The organism is Chryseobacterium sp. JM1, assembly GCF_000737715.1.
In the GTDB taxonomy this organism is placed as follows: Bacteria; Bacteroidota; Bacteroidia; order Flavobacteriales; family Weeksellaceae; genus Chryseobacterium.
Map to the genome: position 1 here is coordinate 96,188 of NZ_JPRN01000006.1, position 19,227 is coordinate 115,414.

15 protein-coding genes are annotated in these 19,227 nt (G+C 39.1%); 12 read left to right on the top strand and 3 right to left on the bottom strand.

What is annotated here, in order from left to right:
* Positions 1 to 50: 50 nt before the first annotated feature.
* From IW22_RS12210 to IW22_RS12260, 11 genes are all read left to right on the top strand, one after another.
* Positions 51 to 2,153 (top strand): prolyl oligopeptidase family serine peptidase, encoded by a 2,103-nt coding sequence (locus IW22_RS12210; RefSeq protein ID WP_034726889.1) that lies wholly within the window; start codon positions 51 to 53, stop codon positions 2,151 to 2,153.
* A 136-nt stretch (positions 2,154 to 2,289) separates the two neighbouring features.
* Positions 2,290 to 5,325: a reprolysin-like metallopeptidase gene (locus IW22_RS12215; RefSeq protein WP_034726890.1), complete on the top strand. Its 3,036-nt coding sequence runs from the start codon at positions 2,290 to 2,292 to the stop codon at positions 5,323 to 5,325.
* A gap of 138 nt (positions 5,326 to 5,463) precedes the next feature.
* Positions 5,464 to 7,584, top strand: a complete 2,121-nt coding sequence (scpA, locus tag IW22_RS12220; protein ID WP_034726891.1) for a methylmalonyl-CoA mutase — start codon at positions 5,464 to 5,466, stop codon at positions 7,582 to 7,584.
* Between the two features lie 75 nt (positions 7,585 to 7,659).
* Positions 7,660 to 8,640, top strand: a complete 981-nt coding sequence (locus IW22_RS12225; RefSeq protein WP_081873942.1) for a M28 family peptidase — start codon at positions 7,660 to 7,662, stop codon at positions 8,638 to 8,640.
* Between the two features lie 525 nt (positions 8,641 to 9,165).
* The gene (locus IW22_RS12230; protein ID WP_034726892.1) at positions 9,166 to 10,557 is read left to right on the top strand and encodes an RtcB family protein; all 1,392 of its coding nucleotides are present in this window, start codon (positions 9,166 to 9,168) and stop codon (positions 10,555 to 10,557) included.
* A 157-nt stretch (positions 10,558 to 10,714) separates the two neighbouring features.
* Positions 10,715 to 11,266 (top strand): hypothetical protein, encoded by a 552-nt coding sequence (locus tag IW22_RS12235; protein ID WP_034726893.1) that lies wholly within the window; start codon positions 10,715 to 10,717, stop codon positions 11,264 to 11,266.
* A 1-nt stretch (position 11,267) separates the two neighbouring features.
* Complete coding sequence (prfH, locus tag IW22_RS12240; RefSeq protein ID WP_034726894.1) at positions 11,268 to 11,966, top strand: peptide chain release factor H; 699 nt, start codon at positions 11,268 to 11,270, stop codon at positions 11,964 to 11,966.
* Entirely contained in the window at positions 11,953 to 12,453 is a 501-nt protein-coding gene (locus IW22_RS12245) for a tetratricopeptide repeat protein (RefSeq protein WP_034726895.1), read from the top strand. The genes prfH and IW22_RS12245 overlap by 14 nt, the downstream gene beginning before the upstream one ends.
* 80 nt (positions 12,454 to 12,533) lie before the next feature.
* Positions 12,534 to 15,125 carry a T9SS-dependent M36 family metallopeptidase gene (locus IW22_RS12250; protein ID WP_034726896.1) on the top strand — a complete coding sequence of 864 codons (2,592 nt, stop codon included), beginning with the start codon at positions 12,534 to 12,536 and terminating at the stop codon, positions 15,123 to 15,125.
* 63 nt (positions 15,126 to 15,188) lie between these two features.
* On the top strand, positions 15,189 to 15,791 hold the full coding sequence (locus IW22_RS12255; protein WP_034726897.1) for a hypothetical protein: 603 nt from the start codon (positions 15,189 to 15,191) through the stop codon (positions 15,789 to 15,791).
* A gap of 3 nt (positions 15,792 to 15,794) precedes the next feature.
* Positions 15,795 to 16,793: an enolase C-terminal domain-like protein gene (locus IW22_RS12260; RefSeq protein ID WP_034726898.1), complete on the top strand. Its 999-nt coding sequence runs from the start codon at positions 15,795 to 15,797 to the stop codon at positions 16,791 to 16,793.
* A gap of 72 nt (positions 16,794 to 16,865) precedes the next feature.
* Here IW22_RS12260 and IW22_RS12265 read toward each other — a convergent pair whose 3' ends face one another.
* The gene (locus tag IW22_RS12265) at positions 16,866 to 17,153 is read right to left on the bottom strand and encodes a c-type cytochrome (RefSeq protein ID WP_034727040.1); all 288 of its coding nucleotides are present in this window, start codon (positions 17,151 to 17,153) and stop codon (positions 16,866 to 16,868) included.
* A gap of 21 nt (positions 17,154 to 17,174) precedes the next feature.
* Positions 17,175 to 17,465 carry a c-type cytochrome gene (locus IW22_RS12270; protein WP_034726899.1) on the bottom strand — a complete coding sequence of 97 codons (291 nt, stop codon included), beginning with the start codon at positions 17,463 to 17,465 and terminating at the stop codon, positions 17,175 to 17,177.
* Between the two features lie 140 nt (positions 17,466 to 17,605).
* Between IW22_RS12270 and meaB the strand changes: the two genes are divergently transcribed.
* Entirely contained in the window at positions 17,606 to 18,589 is a 984-nt protein-coding gene (gene meaB / locus IW22_RS12275) for a methylmalonyl Co-A mutase-associated GTPase MeaB (RefSeq protein WP_034726900.1), read from the top strand.
* Here meaB and IW22_RS12280 read toward each other — a convergent pair.
* Positions 18,586 to 19,137 (bottom strand): DUF4251 domain-containing protein, encoded by a 552-nt coding sequence (locus IW22_RS12280; protein WP_034727041.1) that lies wholly within the window; start codon positions 19,135 to 19,137, stop codon positions 18,586 to 18,588. The genes meaB and IW22_RS12280 overlap by 4 nt on opposite strands.
* Between the last annotated feature and the right edge of the window lie 90 nt (positions 19,138 to 19,227).

Consider the following 19,227-nt stretch of genomic DNA (forward strand, 5'->3'; position numbering starts at 1 on the left):
GGCTTTTTTTATTTCATATACTTTATGTATTTTTGATAAAACCCTTGATTATGTATTTTAAACCTCTTTTATTAACCGCTGGAGTCTTGTTTTCAGCAACTTTTTATGCTCAAAAAATGAATTATCCTAATGCCATAAAAGGAAGTCAGACAGACACCTATTTCGGTACCGCTGTGGCTGACCCTTTCAGAGATCTTGAAAATGATTCTGATGCTACAAAAAAATGGGTAGATGATGAAGTAGCCTACAGCCAGAACTATCTATCTAAGATCCCATTCAGAAATAAGATCAAGGATCAGCTGAGAGATATCTGGAACTATGAAAAAATTTCAGCACCTTTCAAAGAGGGAGATTACACCTACTATTATAAAAATGACGGCCTTCAGGCGCAGTCTGTCCTATACAGAACAAACAATAAGACCAAAGCAACGGAAATCTTTTTGGATCCGAATAAATTTTCAGAAAAAGGAACCACTTCACTTTCCAATCTTTCATTCAACAAAAAAGGAAATCTTGCTGCCTATTCCATTTCTGAAGGCGGAAGCGACTGGAATAAGATCATCATTATCGATGCGATCACTAAAAAACAGATCGATGAAACACTTGTTGATGTAAAATTCAGTGGAATTTCATGGCAGGGTGATGAAGGATTCTACTATTCAAGCTACGATAAGCCAAAAGAAGGAACCGTACTTTCCGGAATGACGGATAAGCACAAAGTGTTCTTCCATAAATTAGGAACCAAACAGCCTGCAGATCAATTGATTTTCGGAGGTGATAAAACGCCTAGAAGATATCTTGGAGCCGGTGTTTCTGAAGACCAGAGATACCTGATTATTTCTGCTGCCAATGCTACCAATGGAAACGAATTGTACATCAAAGACCTGAAGAAAGGCGGTGATTTTGTACAGATCAACAAAGGCTTTGATATCAACGTCAATATTGTGGATACGGATGGTGACGATCTTTTTATTTTTACTGATAAAGATGCTCCTAATATGCGTCTGGTAAAAACAAGCATTACCAATCCTTCCCCTGAAACCTGGAAAGATGTTATTCCACAGACAGAAAATGTTTTGGGAATTTCTTACGGAGGAGGATATTTCTTTGCCACTTACATGGTGGATGCTATCGACCAAGTAAAACAGTTTGATAAGGCCGGAAAACTGGTAAGAGAAATTACACTTCCGGGAAAAGGAAATATAGGCGGTTTTGGTGGTAAAGAAGAGGAAAAAGAGCTTTATTACTCTTTCAGCAACTATATCACGCCGGGAACTACATATAAATTTAATGCAGATTCAGGAAAATCGGAAGTGTATCAGAAGCCGAAAGTGAAATTCAATCCGGATGATTACGTTTCTGAGCAGGTATTCTATACTTCAAAAGACGGCACGAAAGTTCCGATGATGATCAACTATAAAAAAGGAACCAAGCTTAATGGTAAAAATCCTACGATCCTTTACTCTTACGGTGGATTCAACATCAGTCTGCAACCTTCATTCTCTGTAGTGAATGCCATCTGGATGGAAAACGGAGGAATCTATGCCGTACCGAATATCAGAGGTGGCGGTGAATATGGTAAAAAATGGCATGATGCAGGTACGAAGACTCAAAAGAAAAATGTTTTTGAAGATTTCATTGCTGCAGGAGAATATTTACAGAAGAAAGGCTATACTTCAAAAGAATATATGGCGCTGTCCGGAAGATCAAACGGAGGGCTTCTTGTAGGAGCTACCATGACGATGCGTCCTGATCTTGCTAAAGTAGCTTTCCCGGGTGTAGGCGTTTTGGATATGCTGAGATACAACAAGTTCACGGCTGGAGCGGGCTGGTCTTATGACTACGGAACGGCGGAAGACAGCAAAGAAATGTTTGAATATCTTAAATCCTATTCTCCGGTTCACAACGTGAAAAAAGGAACATGTTATCCTTCCACAATGATCATTACCAGTGATCATGATGACAGGGTAGTTCCTGCGCATTCATTCAAATTCGGAGCAGAACTTCAGGAAAAACAAGGATGCAAAAATCCTATTTTACTAAGAATTGAGAAAAATGCAGGTCATGGTGCGGGAAGAGCCACTGAACAGGTGATCAGTGAAAATGCGGACCTTATTTCATTTGCTTTATATGAAATGGGAATTAGTAAATAGTTATCAATAACAAAAAAGAAACCAAAATGGCTAATTTTATTAAAATTAGCCATTTTTTTTGATGGTACTATGCATTAAATTGTTACTTTTGTTCTGGATATTTAAAATTTATTAATTCTATTCATGTAGTTCAGTTATGAAAAAAAGAATTTTACTAGTTTGTGCATTGACAGCCGGTGTAGCCAGTTTCAACGCACAGAGATGGGAACCTGTTTCGCAGAAATCATCTCAAATCAGAAATGAAGTTGAGGTAAAACACTCTTACAGAGTAGACCTTGCATCACTTAGAAACATTCTAAAAGATGCAGTAGAAACAGGTAAGAATGCAAAGCCTGTTATTATTTCCTTGCCTACAGCAGAAGGGAAAATTGAAAAATTTGCAGTGTATAGTGATCCTGTTATGGAGAAATCTATGGCAGATAAATTTCAGCTGGGTTCTTATATAGGTGCCGGTATTGATGATCCATCCAAATTTGTAAGATTCAGTACTTCTCCCAATGAGATGCAGTCTATGATCATTAAAGATGGGGTATTCCAGTTCATTGAACCTATTACAACAGATAAGAAAACGTATGGTGTTTTCTATAAAACAAAAAGAACCGCAGGGGCGCATGGTTTTGAATGCAGTACAGACGAAGAGAATCTGAAAGACATCAAATCATTAGAAGCTAACGGAAAAAAAAATCTTTCTAATCTGGGGATTAACAACAGACCGTCCAGCACAAAGTATAGAACCTACAGACTGGCTCTTGCAGTTACAGGAGAATATACACAATACTTTATGAATTTGGCAGGGGTACCTGCTACTGCAACGGAAGATCAGAAAAAGGCTCCTGCTCTTGTAGCAATGAACAACACGATGACCCGTGTGAATGGAGTTTTTGAAAAAGACTTTGGAATTAAAGCAATTATCCAGAATTTACCAAATATTATTTATACAGATGCTGCTACAGACCCTTTTACAGGGAATTTGAACCTAAACCTGCAGCAAACGTTAACCGCACAGGTGGGTAATGATAATTATGATATGGGGCACGTGTTTAATGCGGCCGGTGGAAACGGAAATGCCGGTTCTATTGGATCTACATGTGTAAACCCTGCCACTGCCACTACATTGGCTAAAGGTTCTGCTTTTACTCAAAATACAAACCCAAGCGGAGATTTATTTGATATAGATTATGTAGCTCACGAAATGGGCCACCAGCTGGGAGGAAATCACACATTTTCCAATAAATCCGAAGGTTCAAATGCAAACGTAGAACCGGGAGGCGGAACTACTATTATGGGATATGCCGGAATTACGGATGATAACGTTCAGTCAAACTCTGACGCGTATTTCCATTATAAGTCTATAGATCAGATTCTTACAAGTCTGGAGGGTAAGCCTGCATGTGGTACTTCAGAAGAAATCACAGTGAATACACCACCTGTAATTAGTGCTCTTACGGCTTATACTGTTCCTAAAGGAACAGCTTATTATCTTGATGCTTCTGCTACAGATCCACAGGGTGACGCTATTAAATATACATGGGAGCAAAATGACAGTGTAACTGATGGAGCTTCAATCTCTGGTGACGCTGGATGGGGATATAACACAGAAGGAGCGTTGACAAGATCTTATTTTGGAACAACAAGCGGAAGAAGATATTTCCCAAGCTTATCATTAGTGATGAATGGGATTTTAACCAATAAAACAAGTGCTGCCAATAATCCAAACATAAACTGGGAAACGGTATCTTACATTCCAAGAGTTTTACATTATGCAGTAACGGTAAGAGATGAAAATGCACAAAGACCAATGTTGTCTTCTGCTGAAATACAAACAACTATCGGAAATGATGGTCCTTTCAAATTTAATGGACTTACTGCTTCTTCAGTACTGTATAAAAATGCCAATAACACGATTCAGTGGGAAGTTGCCAATACCAATACTGCGCCGTATAACTCGCCTAACGTAAAAATCGACTATACATCTAACAATGGTACTACATGGACAGATTTAGTGGCTTCTACACCAAATACAGGGAGCTATACGGTTCAAATGCCATCTACGATTACGGGACCAATTAAATTGAGAATATCTTCAATTGGAAATGTTTTCTACGCAGTTTCTCCTGCAGTAACGGTTGGCGATGCTCCTACTTCAACGACAAATGCTCCAACGGGAGTGACTGCAATTAATACGGAGATCTTCAAAACAACAGCGAGAATAAGCTGGAACAGTGTACCGGGTGCTACGTATTCAATCAATTACAGAAAAGTTGGAACTACAAACTGGTCTAATGCAACCAGCCCTACAAATTCTGTGGTTCTGAGCAGCCTTGAAGATGAAACTAATTATGAAGTACAGGTAGCTGCAGTAGTAAACAGTGTTCCTGGAACTTTCTCTGCTAATTATGCGCTTAAAACAAAAGGCCTGACAACGGGTGTTGACTACTGTATTCTTAATTCAGGAATATCTGATTACTCAGCAATTAGACGTGTAACGGTTGCGAATATCGTTTATGATGATCCTACATTCAGAACGTATAAAGACCTAAGTGAAGATCCTACTAAAATAGTTAATTTGACAAAAGGAACACAGTATAGTTTGACCCCCGTGATCTTAATGTCATCTGCTTATAGCCAAATGAGTACAAGACCTGTTAACCTTTCCGTATGGATTGATTATAACAGAAACGGACAGTTTGAAGCTTCAGAAAGAGTAACCACTGTAGGAGGAAATTCTCCTGTAGGAAGTGTTGCTTTCCCGGCACAGACCTTTACGGTTCCGGCTACTGCTTATGCAGGAAGTAAATTGCTTAGAATGAGAGTTATTGCAAAATATGCAACATCTGCTTTAGATAGTGCATGTGGAGAATTGGCTTCAGGAGCAGGAGGTATTATGGATCTTCCGGTAAAAATCACCAGCGGATTGGCTGTAGATGATGTAAGCGGACCTAAGACTTCTGAAGTATCTATCTATCCAAACCCTGCAGATACTTTCGTAGAAGTGAAAAACCTGAAAGGTAAAGCTGACTACAGCATCTTCAGTGCAGACGGAAGATTAGTTCAGCAAGGTCAGACAGATGGTAACAACAGAATTAATGTTGCATCACTGATCAAAGGAATGTATGTGATCACTCTTAAAGATGACAAAAACACATACAATACTAAACTTATCAAAAAATAATAAGTAAGTATATCTATAATAAAGGCCGGGCATTTGTCCGGTCTTTTTTTATGCTTAAAATTCAGGAAAACTGAATGTTAACATAAGTTTCATGTTTCGTTCAAAAAAATTAACTTTACGCTGACAAAAATTATTGGAATGCGAAAGACAATTTCTGTGAAAAAACCGGATTTTAGCGTAGACCCTCTGGAAAGAGAGATCTATAATTTTGAAAAAGACGGTTTAGAGTTAAAATCATCTTACACCCAAAAAGATGTAAAAAATGAATCTTTAACACAGACTTCTCCAGGAACTGCTCCTTATCTCAGAGGCCCGTATTCCACCATGTATGTACAGAAACCATGGACGGTGAGACAGTACGCCGGTTTCTCCACCGCAGAAGAATCCAATGCATTTTACAGAAGAAATCTAGCCGCAGGGCAGAAGGGATTATCCGTTGCTTTTGACCTCGCCACACACAGAGGATATGATTCTGATCACTCAAGAGTAGTAGGTGATGTCGGTAAAGCCGGAGTAGCCATCGATTCTGTGGAAGATATGAAGATCCTGTTCAATGAGATTCCATTAGATCAGATCTCAGTATCCATGACGATGAACGGGGCTGTACTTCCTATTTTGTCTTTTTATATTGTAGCTGCTGAAGAGCAGGGTGTAAAACAGGAACTCCTTTCCGGAACCATTCAGAATGATATTTTGAAAGAGTTCATGGTAAGAAATACTTACATCTATCCGCCGGCTCCTTCCATGAAGATCATTGCAGATATCTTTGAATACACTGCACAGAATATACCTAAATTCAACTCTATTTCCATCTCAGGATACCACATGCAGGAAGCAGGCGCCACTCCGGTTCTGGAAATGGCCTACACGCTGGCAGACGGTCTTGAATATGTAAGAACAGGAATCAAAGCCGGAATGAATGTAGATGATTTTGCTCCGAGACTTTCATTTTTCTGGGCGATCGGGATGAATCACTTCATGGAAATTGCAAAAATGCGTGCTGCAAGATATATTTGGGCAACGCTTTTAAAACAGTTCAACCCACAGAATGCAAAATCTTTAGCATTAAGAACCCACTCTCAGACTTCAGGATGGTCGCTTACCGAGCAGGAACCATTTAATAATATTACCAGAACGGCTATTGAGGCCCTTTCTTCTGCTTTAGGAGGAACCCAGTCGTTACACACCAATGCCCTGGATGAAGCCATTGCACTTCCTACCGATTATTCAGCAAAAATTGCAAGAAATACCCAAATTATCCTTCAGCAGGAAAGTGGAATCTGTGATGTGGTAGATCCTATGGGCGGAAGTAACCTTGTGGAAAGTCTTACCCAACAGATGATCGAGGAAGCGATGAAATACATCGATGAGGTAGAGCAGGAAGGAGGAATGACCAAAGCCATTGAGGCCGGAATTCCAAAAATGAGAATTGAAGAAGCCGCAGCCAAAAAACAGGCTAAAATAGACAGCGGGGAAGAATTCATCATCGGAGTGAATTCATTCAGAACAACCTTAAAACAGGACGGAATTGAGATCCTGGATATTGACAATACAGAAGTCCGCAGAAAGCAGATCGAAAGACTTGAGAAAATAAAAGCAGAAAGAAATCCTGAAGCCGTAACGGAAATCCTGAACGAAATCAGGGAAAGTGCCAAAACAGGAAACGGAAACCTTTTAGCTTTATGCATCGAAGCGGCAAAAAGAAGAGTGACCCTTGGTGAAATGAGTGATGCCATGGAGGAAACTTTCGGAAGATATAAAGCCAATATCAGAACAATCTCTGGAGTATACGCTATGAACGCCGGGAAAAACGAATATTTTGAAAAAGCCCTTCATCTGACTCAAAAATTTGAAGAAGCAGAAGGCCGTCGTCCAAGAATTATGGTGGCTAAGATGGGCCAGGACGGACACGACAGAGGGGCCAAAGTAGTAGCTACCGCATTCGCAGATATGGGATTTGACGTCGATGTGGCGCCATTGTTCCAGACCCCTGAAGAAGTAGCCAAACAGGCCGTAGAAAACGACATCCACATCCTCGGAGTTTCTTCTCTCGCAGCAGGACATAAAACCCTTGTTCCTCAGGTCGTGGAAGAACTTAAGAAGCTGGGAGCCGATGATGTAACGATCGTAGTAGGAGGCGTTATTCCGCAACAGGATTATGAATTCCTGTATGCCAACGGTGCCGATTTTATTTTCGGTCCGGGAACCAACCTCCCGAAATGCGCGGTGGAAATCCTACAGAAATTTTTAGAAAACTAAAATAAAACTTCACTCGCTGTGCAGATTGGCTGAAAAGTACTAATTTCAGTTCTCCAATCATAAAAGTACCGTGAGATGAATTTTAAAAATATAACAAAGCCTGCAGCCAGTAAGATCATTATTGTTGCAGGCTTAATTTTTATAGCTGTGTTTTGTTTTGCAGCAGACTCTGGAAACAGACCGGTTCAGACATCTCCGGTGCCGGCAGATATCAATCTGGTTAAAAGTCACCTCACAGCCCTTACACAAACCCCTGAATTCAGGAATCACAAAAATATGGATCAGCTGAATACCATTGCGGATTATATTAAACAGGATTTCAGCAAATACGGGGACAGTACGACCTTTCAGGAATATAATGTTGAGGGCAAAATCTTTAAAAATGTCATCACGTCTTTCGGTACGGAACATCAAAAAAGAATCATTATCGGTGCCCATTATGACGTTTGCGGAGATCAGCAGGGAGCAGACGACAATGCTACCGGAGTGACCGCCCTTCTGGAGCTTGCCAGAATGCTTAAGGGCCAAAAACTGAATTACAGAATAGATCTGGTGGCCTACACATTAGAAGAACCTCCCTATTTCAGGACTGAAAATATGGGAAGCAACATTCATGCTCAGTATTTAAAAGATCACAACATCGATGTATACGGAATGGCTAGCGTGGAAATGATCGGGTATTTCAAGGATGAAAAGGACTCACAAAGCTATCCGTTAGGGATTTTGTCTTGGGTTTATGGGAATAAAGGAGATTTTATAACGCTGGTCAAAAAGTTTGGAGCCGGAGATTTTGTAAATAATTTCAGGACCCAATTTAAAGAAGCCAACCAGATCAAAACAGAAACTTTTACCGCTCCTAAATTCGTAAAAGGAACCGATTTCTCAGATCATCTTAACTATTGGAAATTTGGTTATTCTGCCCTGATGATCACGGATACATCGTTTTTCAGGAATAAAAATTATCATGAGACAACAGATACTGTGGAAACACTGGATCTTCCTAGAATGACTAAAGTAATAGACGGTATTTTTCTGTGTCTGATCCACATGAAGTAAAAAAAATAATTTGATATTCAGAAAAAATATTATATTTGCACCTGAAAATAAAGTTTAACCCATTAAAAAACAACGAAGCAATGTTCAAAACGAATCAAAATTCTTCAGCTGGAGTACCGCTTATGGTGGTAAGGCTTCGTGGTTTGGTATACTCTTAGAATAATAGTACAACGAAATATCAAAACCCGAAGTCGTAAGATTTCGGGTTTTTTATTGCGCAATATCTAAACTCCAGTTTACCCGAAATTTTTTAGTGTCATTAAGAACAAAATGAAAAGATCACGTACGATCATGTTTCATGCTGTTCAATATCGTAAAATAAATCAACTTAAAATTTAGTTGAGTAAGGAATTGTTGTGACTTGTCAGAACTAAATTCTAACATCTCACATCTAATTTCTGTTTCATCACATATGAAACAAATCTTATCAAAAGCAGGAAATATACCGACTGCATCATGTCTGCAACAGAGCTTGCAGCCTATTTTGAGGACTCATAAGGTCCAATATGATTTAAAACAAAAACAATGGGAAATTTAAAACTAAAAGGAAAAGATATATTAAAACTGGGATATCCAAATAATCAAAGCGTCAACGTGGCTTTGGAGGTCATGAAAAGAAATTTTGCAACGAAGAACATTCACCATGTAAAATCTATTTTAAAAGACATCCTCCTGAATCCGGAAAACTTTGAAAAAGACCTGACTTTCGGACAGATCGCAGAGTCGCTGCTTTCATCCAGAAAAACAGAAAAAAGAATGCTCAATAGCCAGAGGGCTTCCTTCCAGATCTTTGGAACCAATATTTCTGAAGAAGCCAAAAACCAGCTGTATACGGCTTTAAAACTGCCGATTTCAACGCAGGGCGCTCTAATGCCCGACGCACACAGCGGTTATGGACTTCCGATAGGAGGAGTTCTGGCGGTAGAAAACGCAGTCATCCCCTACGGAGTAGGAATGGATATCGGCTGCAGGATGAGCCTCAGTATTTTGGATATACCGGTGTCATATCTGGACGGAGCAAGAGACAAATATGAAAAAGCGCTTGCTGAACACACCAAATTCGGGATGTACGAAACACATAAATCTCACATAGATCATGAAATTTTTGAGAGAGATACGTTCGATATGATCCCGGTTTTAAGAAGATTAAAAGGAAAAGCCATTAAGCAGATGGGCTCATCCGGAGGCGGAAATCATTTCGTGGAATTCGGAGAAGTGGAGATCACGGAAGAAGATGACCAGATCGGATTGCCGAAAGGAAAATACCTGGGAATACTTTCTCACAGTGGTTCCAGAGGTTTGGGAGCTGAGATTGCGCAATATTACTCAAGAGTAGCTGCAGAGCAGTGTCCGCTGCCAAAAGAAGCGCAACAGTTTGCCTGGCTGGATCTGAATACCCATCTCGGTCTGGAATACTGGACGGCGATGAATCTTGCCGGTGATTATGCTTCTGCCTGTCATGATGACATTCACAGAAGACTTGTAAAAGCTGTCGGCGGAAGAGTACGAGCCAGAATCGAGAATCACCACAATTTCGCATGGAAGGAAATTCATAAAGGAAAAGAGGTGATTGTCCACAGAAAAGGTGCAACACCAGCCAATGAAAATGAATTGGGGATGATTCCCGGATCTATGACGGCAAAAGGCTTTATCGTCCGTGGTAAAGGAAATCCTGATTCTTTGAACTCAGCATCACATGGAGCCGGAAGAGCCCATTCGAGAGGAGAATGCAGAAATCTTTTCACTCAGAATGATATCAAAAAAGAACTGAAGCTGAAGAAAGTCACTTTGATGGGCGGTAACACAGAAGAAGCTCCGATGGCTTATAAAGACATTCACGAAGTGATGAATGCACAGAGTGAATTGGTAGACATTCTCGGAACATTTCAACCTCGAATAGTGAGAATGGACAAATAATGAAGTTGCTTGTTTAGAGTTGTCAGTGAGAAGAACGCTGCTTTTCATTATCAACCTACAGCTTTCCACCTTATAGGTTTCAAAGAACCTATAAGGTTTTATAAACAACCGAGTTAATATAGATTCTTATCAGTATTAATCAATAAAAAACAGAAAAATGGGAGCACCTCATAACATAAAAAGATATGGAGAAGTCTGGCCGGAATTTAGAATCCACCATGGACTTGAAATTTTAAATAAATTAAAGGATAAAGTCATCATATCCGGTGGCTGGGCGTGGCATTTTATGTCGGAAAAAGGACATACGGAATACAAACATTCCCACGACCATAAGGATATTGATGTTTTTGTAAAAAAAGAAAATGCAGCAGAAACAGTCATGATCCTTCAACACGAAGGTTTTCAGAAAGTATGGACCCGGTATGATCATCTGCAGAGTGAAGAAAATTTCAGGAGATATGAGAAAACGGTAGAACTCGAAAACGGGAAATCTCATAGAATTACCATAGATTTCTTTGAAAAAAATGATCTCGAAACGATTGAGATAGAAGGTTTTACTGTTGTTAAGCCGGATGTTTTGCTGACTTTTTACAGAAACATCCATTCCAGTGATAAATGCTGGGCTGTAATGGCTGCCAAAAATTTGCTGGAAAAAGGAATTGACCCTGTTGGTCATCCAAAATTAAATGAAATTCCTAAAGTAGATTAAAATGGAAAAACTCATACAAATAACCTCAGGACGAGGACCTTTAGAATGCCAGTGGGTGACTGCTAAAGTACTGAAGGTCTTCCTTGAGGAAATAAAAAATAATACAATAGATTACGAAATCATTCACCGCGAGAATGGTGATGAAAACCTGACCTTAAAGTCTGTAACCTTACTTTTAAAAGCAAAAGAATTGGATACATTTTTAAAAACATGGTTGGGAAGCATATGCTGGACCGGGAAAAGTACGTTCAGGAAACTCCACAAAAGAAGCAACTGGTTTATCGGTGTTTTCGAGCTGGAAGGGCTGGAGAAAATCAATTTCAATGAAAAAGACATTCAGTTTCAGACTACGAGAAGTCAGGGAAGCGGAGGCCAGAATGTGAACAAAGTAAATACAGCGGTCCGTGCAGTGCATATACCCACCGGAGAAAGCGTATTTGCCCAGGATTCGCGGTCGCAGCTGGAAAATAAAAAACTGGCCATTATGCGGTTGAAAGAAAAAGTAACCGGACTTTATATCAAACAGCTTGAAAAAAGAATGCGGGACACGTGGAGCAATCATCTGCAGGTGCAGAGAGGAAATCCGGTCCGTACATTTTCAGGAACAGATTTTAAAAAGAATCATCAGGATAAATCATTTAAAAAACAACGGAATATCCTGAAAAAAGAATTAAAAAACGACAGATATGACCTTAACTAAAAGTAAATATTATTTTGAAGCTCTGGACAACTACCCATACAGCCTTCCGGATTGCCTGGAAGCCCTGAATTATGCTTTGTCCTACGATCCCGAAGATGCAGACAGTCTGTGTCTGATGGGAAGAATATACAGCGAAATGCTCACCGATTATGAAAGAGCAAAAATGTATTTTGAAGAAGCCATGCAGTGCAATGTGGCGAATCTCAACACGCCTTTACACTATATCAAATGCCTTTTGGATAATGAAGATCTGGATGAAGCCGAAAAACTCATCAATTATGCTTTAAAAATTAAAGGAATTGATAAATCAAGGATATTGATCCAAAAATCATTATTGTTTGAGATCAGATTCGAATATAAAAAAGCGTTGAAACCTTTAATTGAAGCGAAAAAATACAGCTATAATCAAAATATGATTAATTTTTTAAAGGATAGAATAAAATTTATTAAAAATAAAATGGAAAAATCAAAGAAAAGCAAAAAATAAATCTTATTTAATTAAAAATATCGGATCAAATATCTTTTTTTGTTAAAAAATCATAACTTTATTGCGAAAAAAACAACCTTATGGATAGAAAATTATTTTTATGGCCGGTGTCGGTGGCCGTATTCTTTGCTTTTGGCAAAATGAATGCACAAAATTCAAACGGGCTTATTCAGAATTACTATCAGAAAAGTGGACAGATCGCTCAAAAAAATGGAGGAGCAGGAGTTATTATTTTAAGTGAAGATGCTTCCAAAAGTTTAGGCGTAAATGTGGTGAATGTTCAGCAGACCTACGCAGGACTTAGAGTCTACAATGCTTTGGGTAAAGTAATGATCAAAGAAGATAAAATTATCTCTGAAAAAAACGATTTTAAAAAAGACATCACTGTTGCCAGCCAGAAAAAGGCTAAAGAAAGTTTCCCGGAAGATCTTCTTAAACAGAAGCTGGAACTGAATGAAATTTCTAAAGTAGACTACCTTCCCAACGTATATTTTGAAAAAAATGGAGTGTATGTACTGGCAAAAGAACTCTTTGTTTCAGATAAAAACTCAGCAGATGTATGGCATTTAATAGCGGATGCAGATACGGGAGAAGTTCTTGCTAAAGATAATCTAACCTTAGACTGTAATTTTACGCATGAAAGCCACTCAGACAGTGAATCAGAATCAAACGGTACTCAGTATTCAGGTTCTGAACCGGCTACAGCAGTTTTTGCAGGAGCATCGGATAAACTTTCATCCAACAGTCTGCTTGCTCCTACCAATGCTTCATATAATGTTTTTCCACTTCCTGTAGAAGCACCTACATTTGGGCAGCGTGTTCTCCTTAATAGTCCTTGGGATATTACATTTTCTCCTGAAGGATGGCATTCTGATGGAGTGACCAGCTATACCAATACAAGAGGAAATAACGTGTATGCCTATTCTGATCAGAACAATACCAATAGTCCGGGATATTCGCCGGACGGAGGAAGTACGCTGAACTTTGATTTTCCTTTTGACGAAGGAAGATACATCAGCCCTTTCACACACAGAGATGCAGCCATCACGAATCTTTTTTATATGAATAATAAGATGCATGATGTTTTCTATAAATTTGGCTTTACGGAAGCTGCGAGAAATTATCAGACCAAAAACTTCACGAACTTAGGAATGGGTGGTGATGCCGTAAACGCAGAAGCGTATGACGGAAGTGGTCTGAACAACGCCAATTTCAGCTCAGGATATGAGACAACCATTAACGGACAGGTTTATCTGGCTGCTCCAAGGATGCAGATGTACATTTATGACAGAACGCAGACGGCAGCAGACCCTATTTCAAGATATCAGTATAATACGCCGGCAACAGCGGTCAGCAGACCTAAGGTAATGACCGGAAGTGCATCTTTTGGAAAACTTTTGTTTGACGGACAGACTGTGACAGGTGATCTTGCCGTTTCAGTGCCTGCAGATGCATGTACTCAGCCCGTGTTGGGAAGTCTTACCGGAAAAATAGCAGTGATTACAAGCACAAGCTGTGAATATGGACTTAAAGTTTTAAATGCACAGAAAGCCGGTGCAGTAGGAGCTATTGTTTACAGGCCGTCTACTGATACCCCTATCGCTATGGGAGGAGGAACTTCAGGAGGACAGGTAACCATTCCTTCTATTAATATCGGAAAAACAGAAGGTTTGTATATGGTGACCGAGCTTGGAAACGGAAACACAATCAATGCTACCTTAGGAAATGATTTTAATGGTTTTAAACATTCAAGTCTTGATAATGGGATCATTGCCCATGAATACGGGCATGGAATTTCAAACAGACTGACAGGTCAGGGCTACAGCTGTCTTTCTGCAACCAACAGTGCAGAACAGATGGGTGAAGGTTGGTCTGATTATTTTGCTTTAATGCTGACCACAAGACCGGGTGATACATCTGCTTTGGCAAGAGGAATGGGAACGTATACAAAAGGAGAGCCTACTACAGGAGCGGGAATCAGACCTGCAAAATATTCTCCGGATTTTGCTGTAAACAATTATACCTACGGAAATACAAATACGGTTTCAGGTTCACACGCTATAGGATTCATCTGGGCAAGCATGCTTTGGGATCTTACCTGGAAATACATCGAAAAATACGGATATAACAGTGATGTACTGGTAAGTACTACTTCTGGGAATGCAAAAGCGCTGCAGCTAGTTGTAGATGGACTTAAACTGCAGGCTTGCAGTCCGACATTTATTGATGGGCGTGACGCCATCCTTCAGGCCGATTTAGTTGGAAATGCCGGTCTTGATAAATGTATGATCTGGAAGGCATTTGCCAAAAGAGGATTGGGAACAGGTGCTTCAGCAGGAGTGAGAGCAACGGCGAATGATCAGGTGGAAAGTTTTATTGTTCCTGATGAGTGTAATACGGCTTTAGCCACTCAGGATATTAAAAATGAAGATCATAAATTCATTATTTTCCCGAATCCGACGTATGATGAATTCTTTGTGGGTAATTTAGATACTTCTTCAAAAGACGTTCAGATTAAAATGTTTGATATGTCCGGAAAATTAGTATTCTCTGACGCAAGAGATTCTCAGTCTAAAAAAGCAGTTTCTACGAAAGGGCTTCAAAAAGGAGTATACATGGTGCGTATCACGCAGGGTGAAAAAGCACAGACTGAAAAACTGATCGTAAGATAAAATTATTAAGCTGTAAATAATGAAAGAGATCACTTGTGGTCTCTTTTTTTGTAGCTTTAGTATATGAAAGGGTATATTTTTTTGGTCTTATTATTAATGATTTCATGTAAGAAAAGTGAAATCAATCTGAATACCAGTGTTATAGATGAAGAGTTAGATTTAAGATATGAAGTTTTGAATCAGCTAATTGATAATGAACGTATGTCTACTGAGGAGAAGAATGATATATTTATTGTCCCATTAAAGTCGGTTTATCTTTTTGAAAAAAGAGAAGATGAATCCCTGCCGTTAAGTGTTATCCTAAAGTATGATTCCGTTTTTTTAATGAGGGATTCTGCGTACTATAAAAATCAGGCAAAAACCACGTTTAATTTCAAATTGGATAAAACAAAAATAAAGAGACCATTACAGTATGCTACAGAGGAAGGCCTCGACAAATTAACAGAAAATGGTAAAAAAGATTTTTGGGTTGCATTTCGCACGAAATTTGGGAATAAATGTTTTCGAAAGTTATCGGTACCTTTCTTTAATAAAGAGAAGACAATGTGTATCGTTGAAAATTCTATCTCCTGCGGCTATTTGAGTGGGAGTGGGTATACAGCAATTTACAAGAAAATCAACGGTAAATGGGTTGAGATTAAAATAGTAGAACAATGGATTAGTTAGAGTATGAGAATAAGTTGGGAAATAAAAGAACTGAAGTTAAAAGAAACCTTCTCCATTGCCTATGGAAACTATGACAAAAGGGAAGCCCTGTTGGTGGAATTATCTTATTTAAACTCTAAAGGCTATGGCGAATGTATAGCGATAGATTATTATCAGATTGACCTTAAAAATTTTATTGCCAAATTAAAGGAGATAAAGACATTGCTGGAAAACCAGACCATCATTCATCCCAGTGAATTTTTCACTTTCCTTTCAACAATGAATCTGCATCCGTTTTTAATGTCTGCTTTGGACTGTGCCTATTGGGACTTGTTTGGAAAGCTTGAAAATAAGAACTTTATCGAATTAAATACGATTCCTTCCGATCATTTAGTGGAAAGCTCCATTACAATTTCTGTGGCCGATATCAATGACCAGATCCGGAAAATAGAAAAAAGCAAGTGGAACAGATTCAAAGTAAAATGTAAAGGGCTGCATCAGGATAATATTGAGAAATTGTTGAGGTTAAACCGGCATATTGCTTTGGATTCCAATGCCAGCTTTACAGATCAGGATTGTCTTTGGCTTCAGGAAAATGAAATGACAGCCCGGTTTTCCTATCTTGAACAGCCAAGAGCGGTTGGAAATTACAAAATTCTCAATAAAGAAAGTCCGGCCAACTGGATGGCAGATGAAGACTGTCAGGATCTCAATTCCCTTGAAGAGCTGTTGCCATATTACAAAAGTGTCAATATCAAACTGATGAAGTGTGGCGGGCTCACTCCGGCATTGGAAATGATCAGAAAAGCAAAAGAACTGGGCTATAAAGTAATGATCGGATGCATGACAGAATCTACCGTTGGTATATCCGCAGGTTGTGTACTGGCAGGTCTTACCGATTTTGCAGATCTAGACGGAGCCAATCTGATCTCCAACGACTATGCCTCCGGAAATTGTGTGGAAAACGGAAAAATAATCCTATCCGGAAAACCAGGTTTGGGAATCTGTTTGAAAGAGTTATAAGTTATGAGTGATAAGTTTTGCCCACCGATACTCTTAAACGCTCCTACTCAACGACTCTCCAACTCTCCAACACTACTTCTTATTTGCAGAAATCAGATAATCATAAACCATCTGGTGCTGCTCATCGTTTAATTTAGCTTTCGGAGCCATTCTGCTTAATGTTTTAATCCATCCCTGATCGTCATGTTTAGCCGGGTCAGGGAGTTTGTGGCATTTGGCGCATGAGTTTTCAAAAATAGTTTTCCCTTGAACCAGTTGTTCAGACGCAGTATATTTTGGTCCGGTTACAGCTGTACTTTTGGGTCCGCATGATACCATAAACACGGCACCTGCCACCATACTTAAGATTATTTTTTTCATACCCATATTTTGATTTGGTGATTATTTTTTCACAGAAACAATATAATCGTAAACCCACTGGTGCTGTTCATCGGTCAGTTTCGCTTTTGGTGCCATCGAATTCATGATTCCTACCCACTGTACAGACGTGTGCGCTGTAGGATCCGGGAGTTTATGGCATCTTCCGCACGCATTTTCAAAGATTGTTTTTCCTTGTGCTATTTGTTCTGCAGTAGAAACGGCAGGCCCTATAGGTCCGGCTGTGGAGGCCTTTGGAGTACAGGAAGCCATTAATAGGCAGATAAATAATGCAGCAGCGGATATTTTTTTCATGTTTCTTAATTTTGATGAATAACAAATGTAGGAATTTCCCTCTCCCGTTGATAAGATGACCTCTAGTTTTAATTTAGAAGAAATAAAATTAATGCCCGTTTGTATGGGAGTTTGAAGGTTATTTTTATACTTTTGAATCAATGAAATTTTCTACAGAAGAACTAATTGAAGGAATAAGGTCAGGTAATAAACGTCTGATCGCAAAAGCTATTACATTAGTTGAAAGTAAAAAAGCTGAACACAGAGCTCAGGCAGAAGAACTTCTTAAGCAGATTATGCCTTTTACAGGAAATTCTGTCAGGGTTGGAATCACAGGGGTTCCGGGTGCCGGAAAATCTACTTTTATTGAGAATTTCGGAAGATTGGTAATTGCTAACGGAAAGAAAGTAGCGGTTCTGGCTATTGATCCCAGTTCATCTATCAACAAAGGAAGTATTTTGGGAGATAAGACCAGAATGGAAGAACTGGCCAAGGAGGAAAATGCCTTTATCCGCCCTTCCCCAAGTTCAGGATTTCTAGGTGGTGTTGCCAATACCACATTTGAAACCATGATGATCTGCGAAGCGGCAGGTTATGATTATATTCTGATTGAAACAGTTGGAGTAGGACAGTCTGAAGTGCTGGTATCAGATATTACCGATGTGTTTTTATTCCTTAAAATCATCGGAGGAGGAGACGAGTTGCAGGGCATCAAACGGGGCATCATGGAAATGGTGGACGTTATTTTTATTAATAAGGTGGATCAGGACAATGTGCAGAAAGCAAAAAATACAAGACTTGAGCTGAAGCGCGCACTGGATTTTATTCCACCTAAAGAAAAAGGCTGGAAAATTCCTGTTTTACTGGGCTCCGCTCTTTACAATGAAGGTCTTGATGAGATTTATACCCAACTCAATGAATTCATTGATCTTAAAAAGAAAACCGGGCGTTTCAATGAAGTCCGTACCCAGCAGGCAGAAAAGCGTTTTGAATATTGGGTTCAGGAATATATTCTGGCCATGATGAAAAGAAGCAGCTCTGTGGAAGAAGCTTATGTACAGCACAAAAAAAATGCTTCAGAAATGGTTTCTAATCCAAGTACTGAAGCAAAAATATTTGTTGAAAAATTCTTATCAAAAGACTAAAGTTTGTCCTTTTCTTTAGCTTTTTCCTCGTTTTTTGAAACATATCCGTCATAAGTGATCGGCTGTCTGTCACTGCTTCTCATAGAAACAAAGGCTTTACCGTTTTTAAAGACTTCAAGATTGATTTCATCTACATTTTTTACATCGTTTGGCTTGATTCTTAAAGTCCATTTTCCTTTTTTATTCTGGGATTTGCTGATGGTGAAATCCTTCGAAGTAAATCTGTAACTGTTTTTATCCGGATTTCCGTAGCTTGGGTTGAATACTCTTCCGAAATAAGGAAGCACCACTTCCAGATTGTCTTTGGTAAGAACAATGGTATAATCTCCATTAAGCTGCAGCATCCTGGTTGAAGTGGAATTCGGCATTGAATTCATAACGTTAATCACATCATAGTTGGTTGGATTGGCGCGTTCTCCATAAAAAGTAAGTTCCTGAGAACTGACCAGTGCATCTACTGTTTTGGAATCTAATGAGCCCTGTGATGAACAGCTCTGAAAGAAAAAAAGAAATCCAAAAATAAATATAAGTGAGATATACTTTTTCATAACCATATTAATTGTTAAATTTAAATAGCAAAATGTATGCAAATATATTCCTTCTCAACCGTTTTGGAATAAAAATTGTAAATGTTGAAT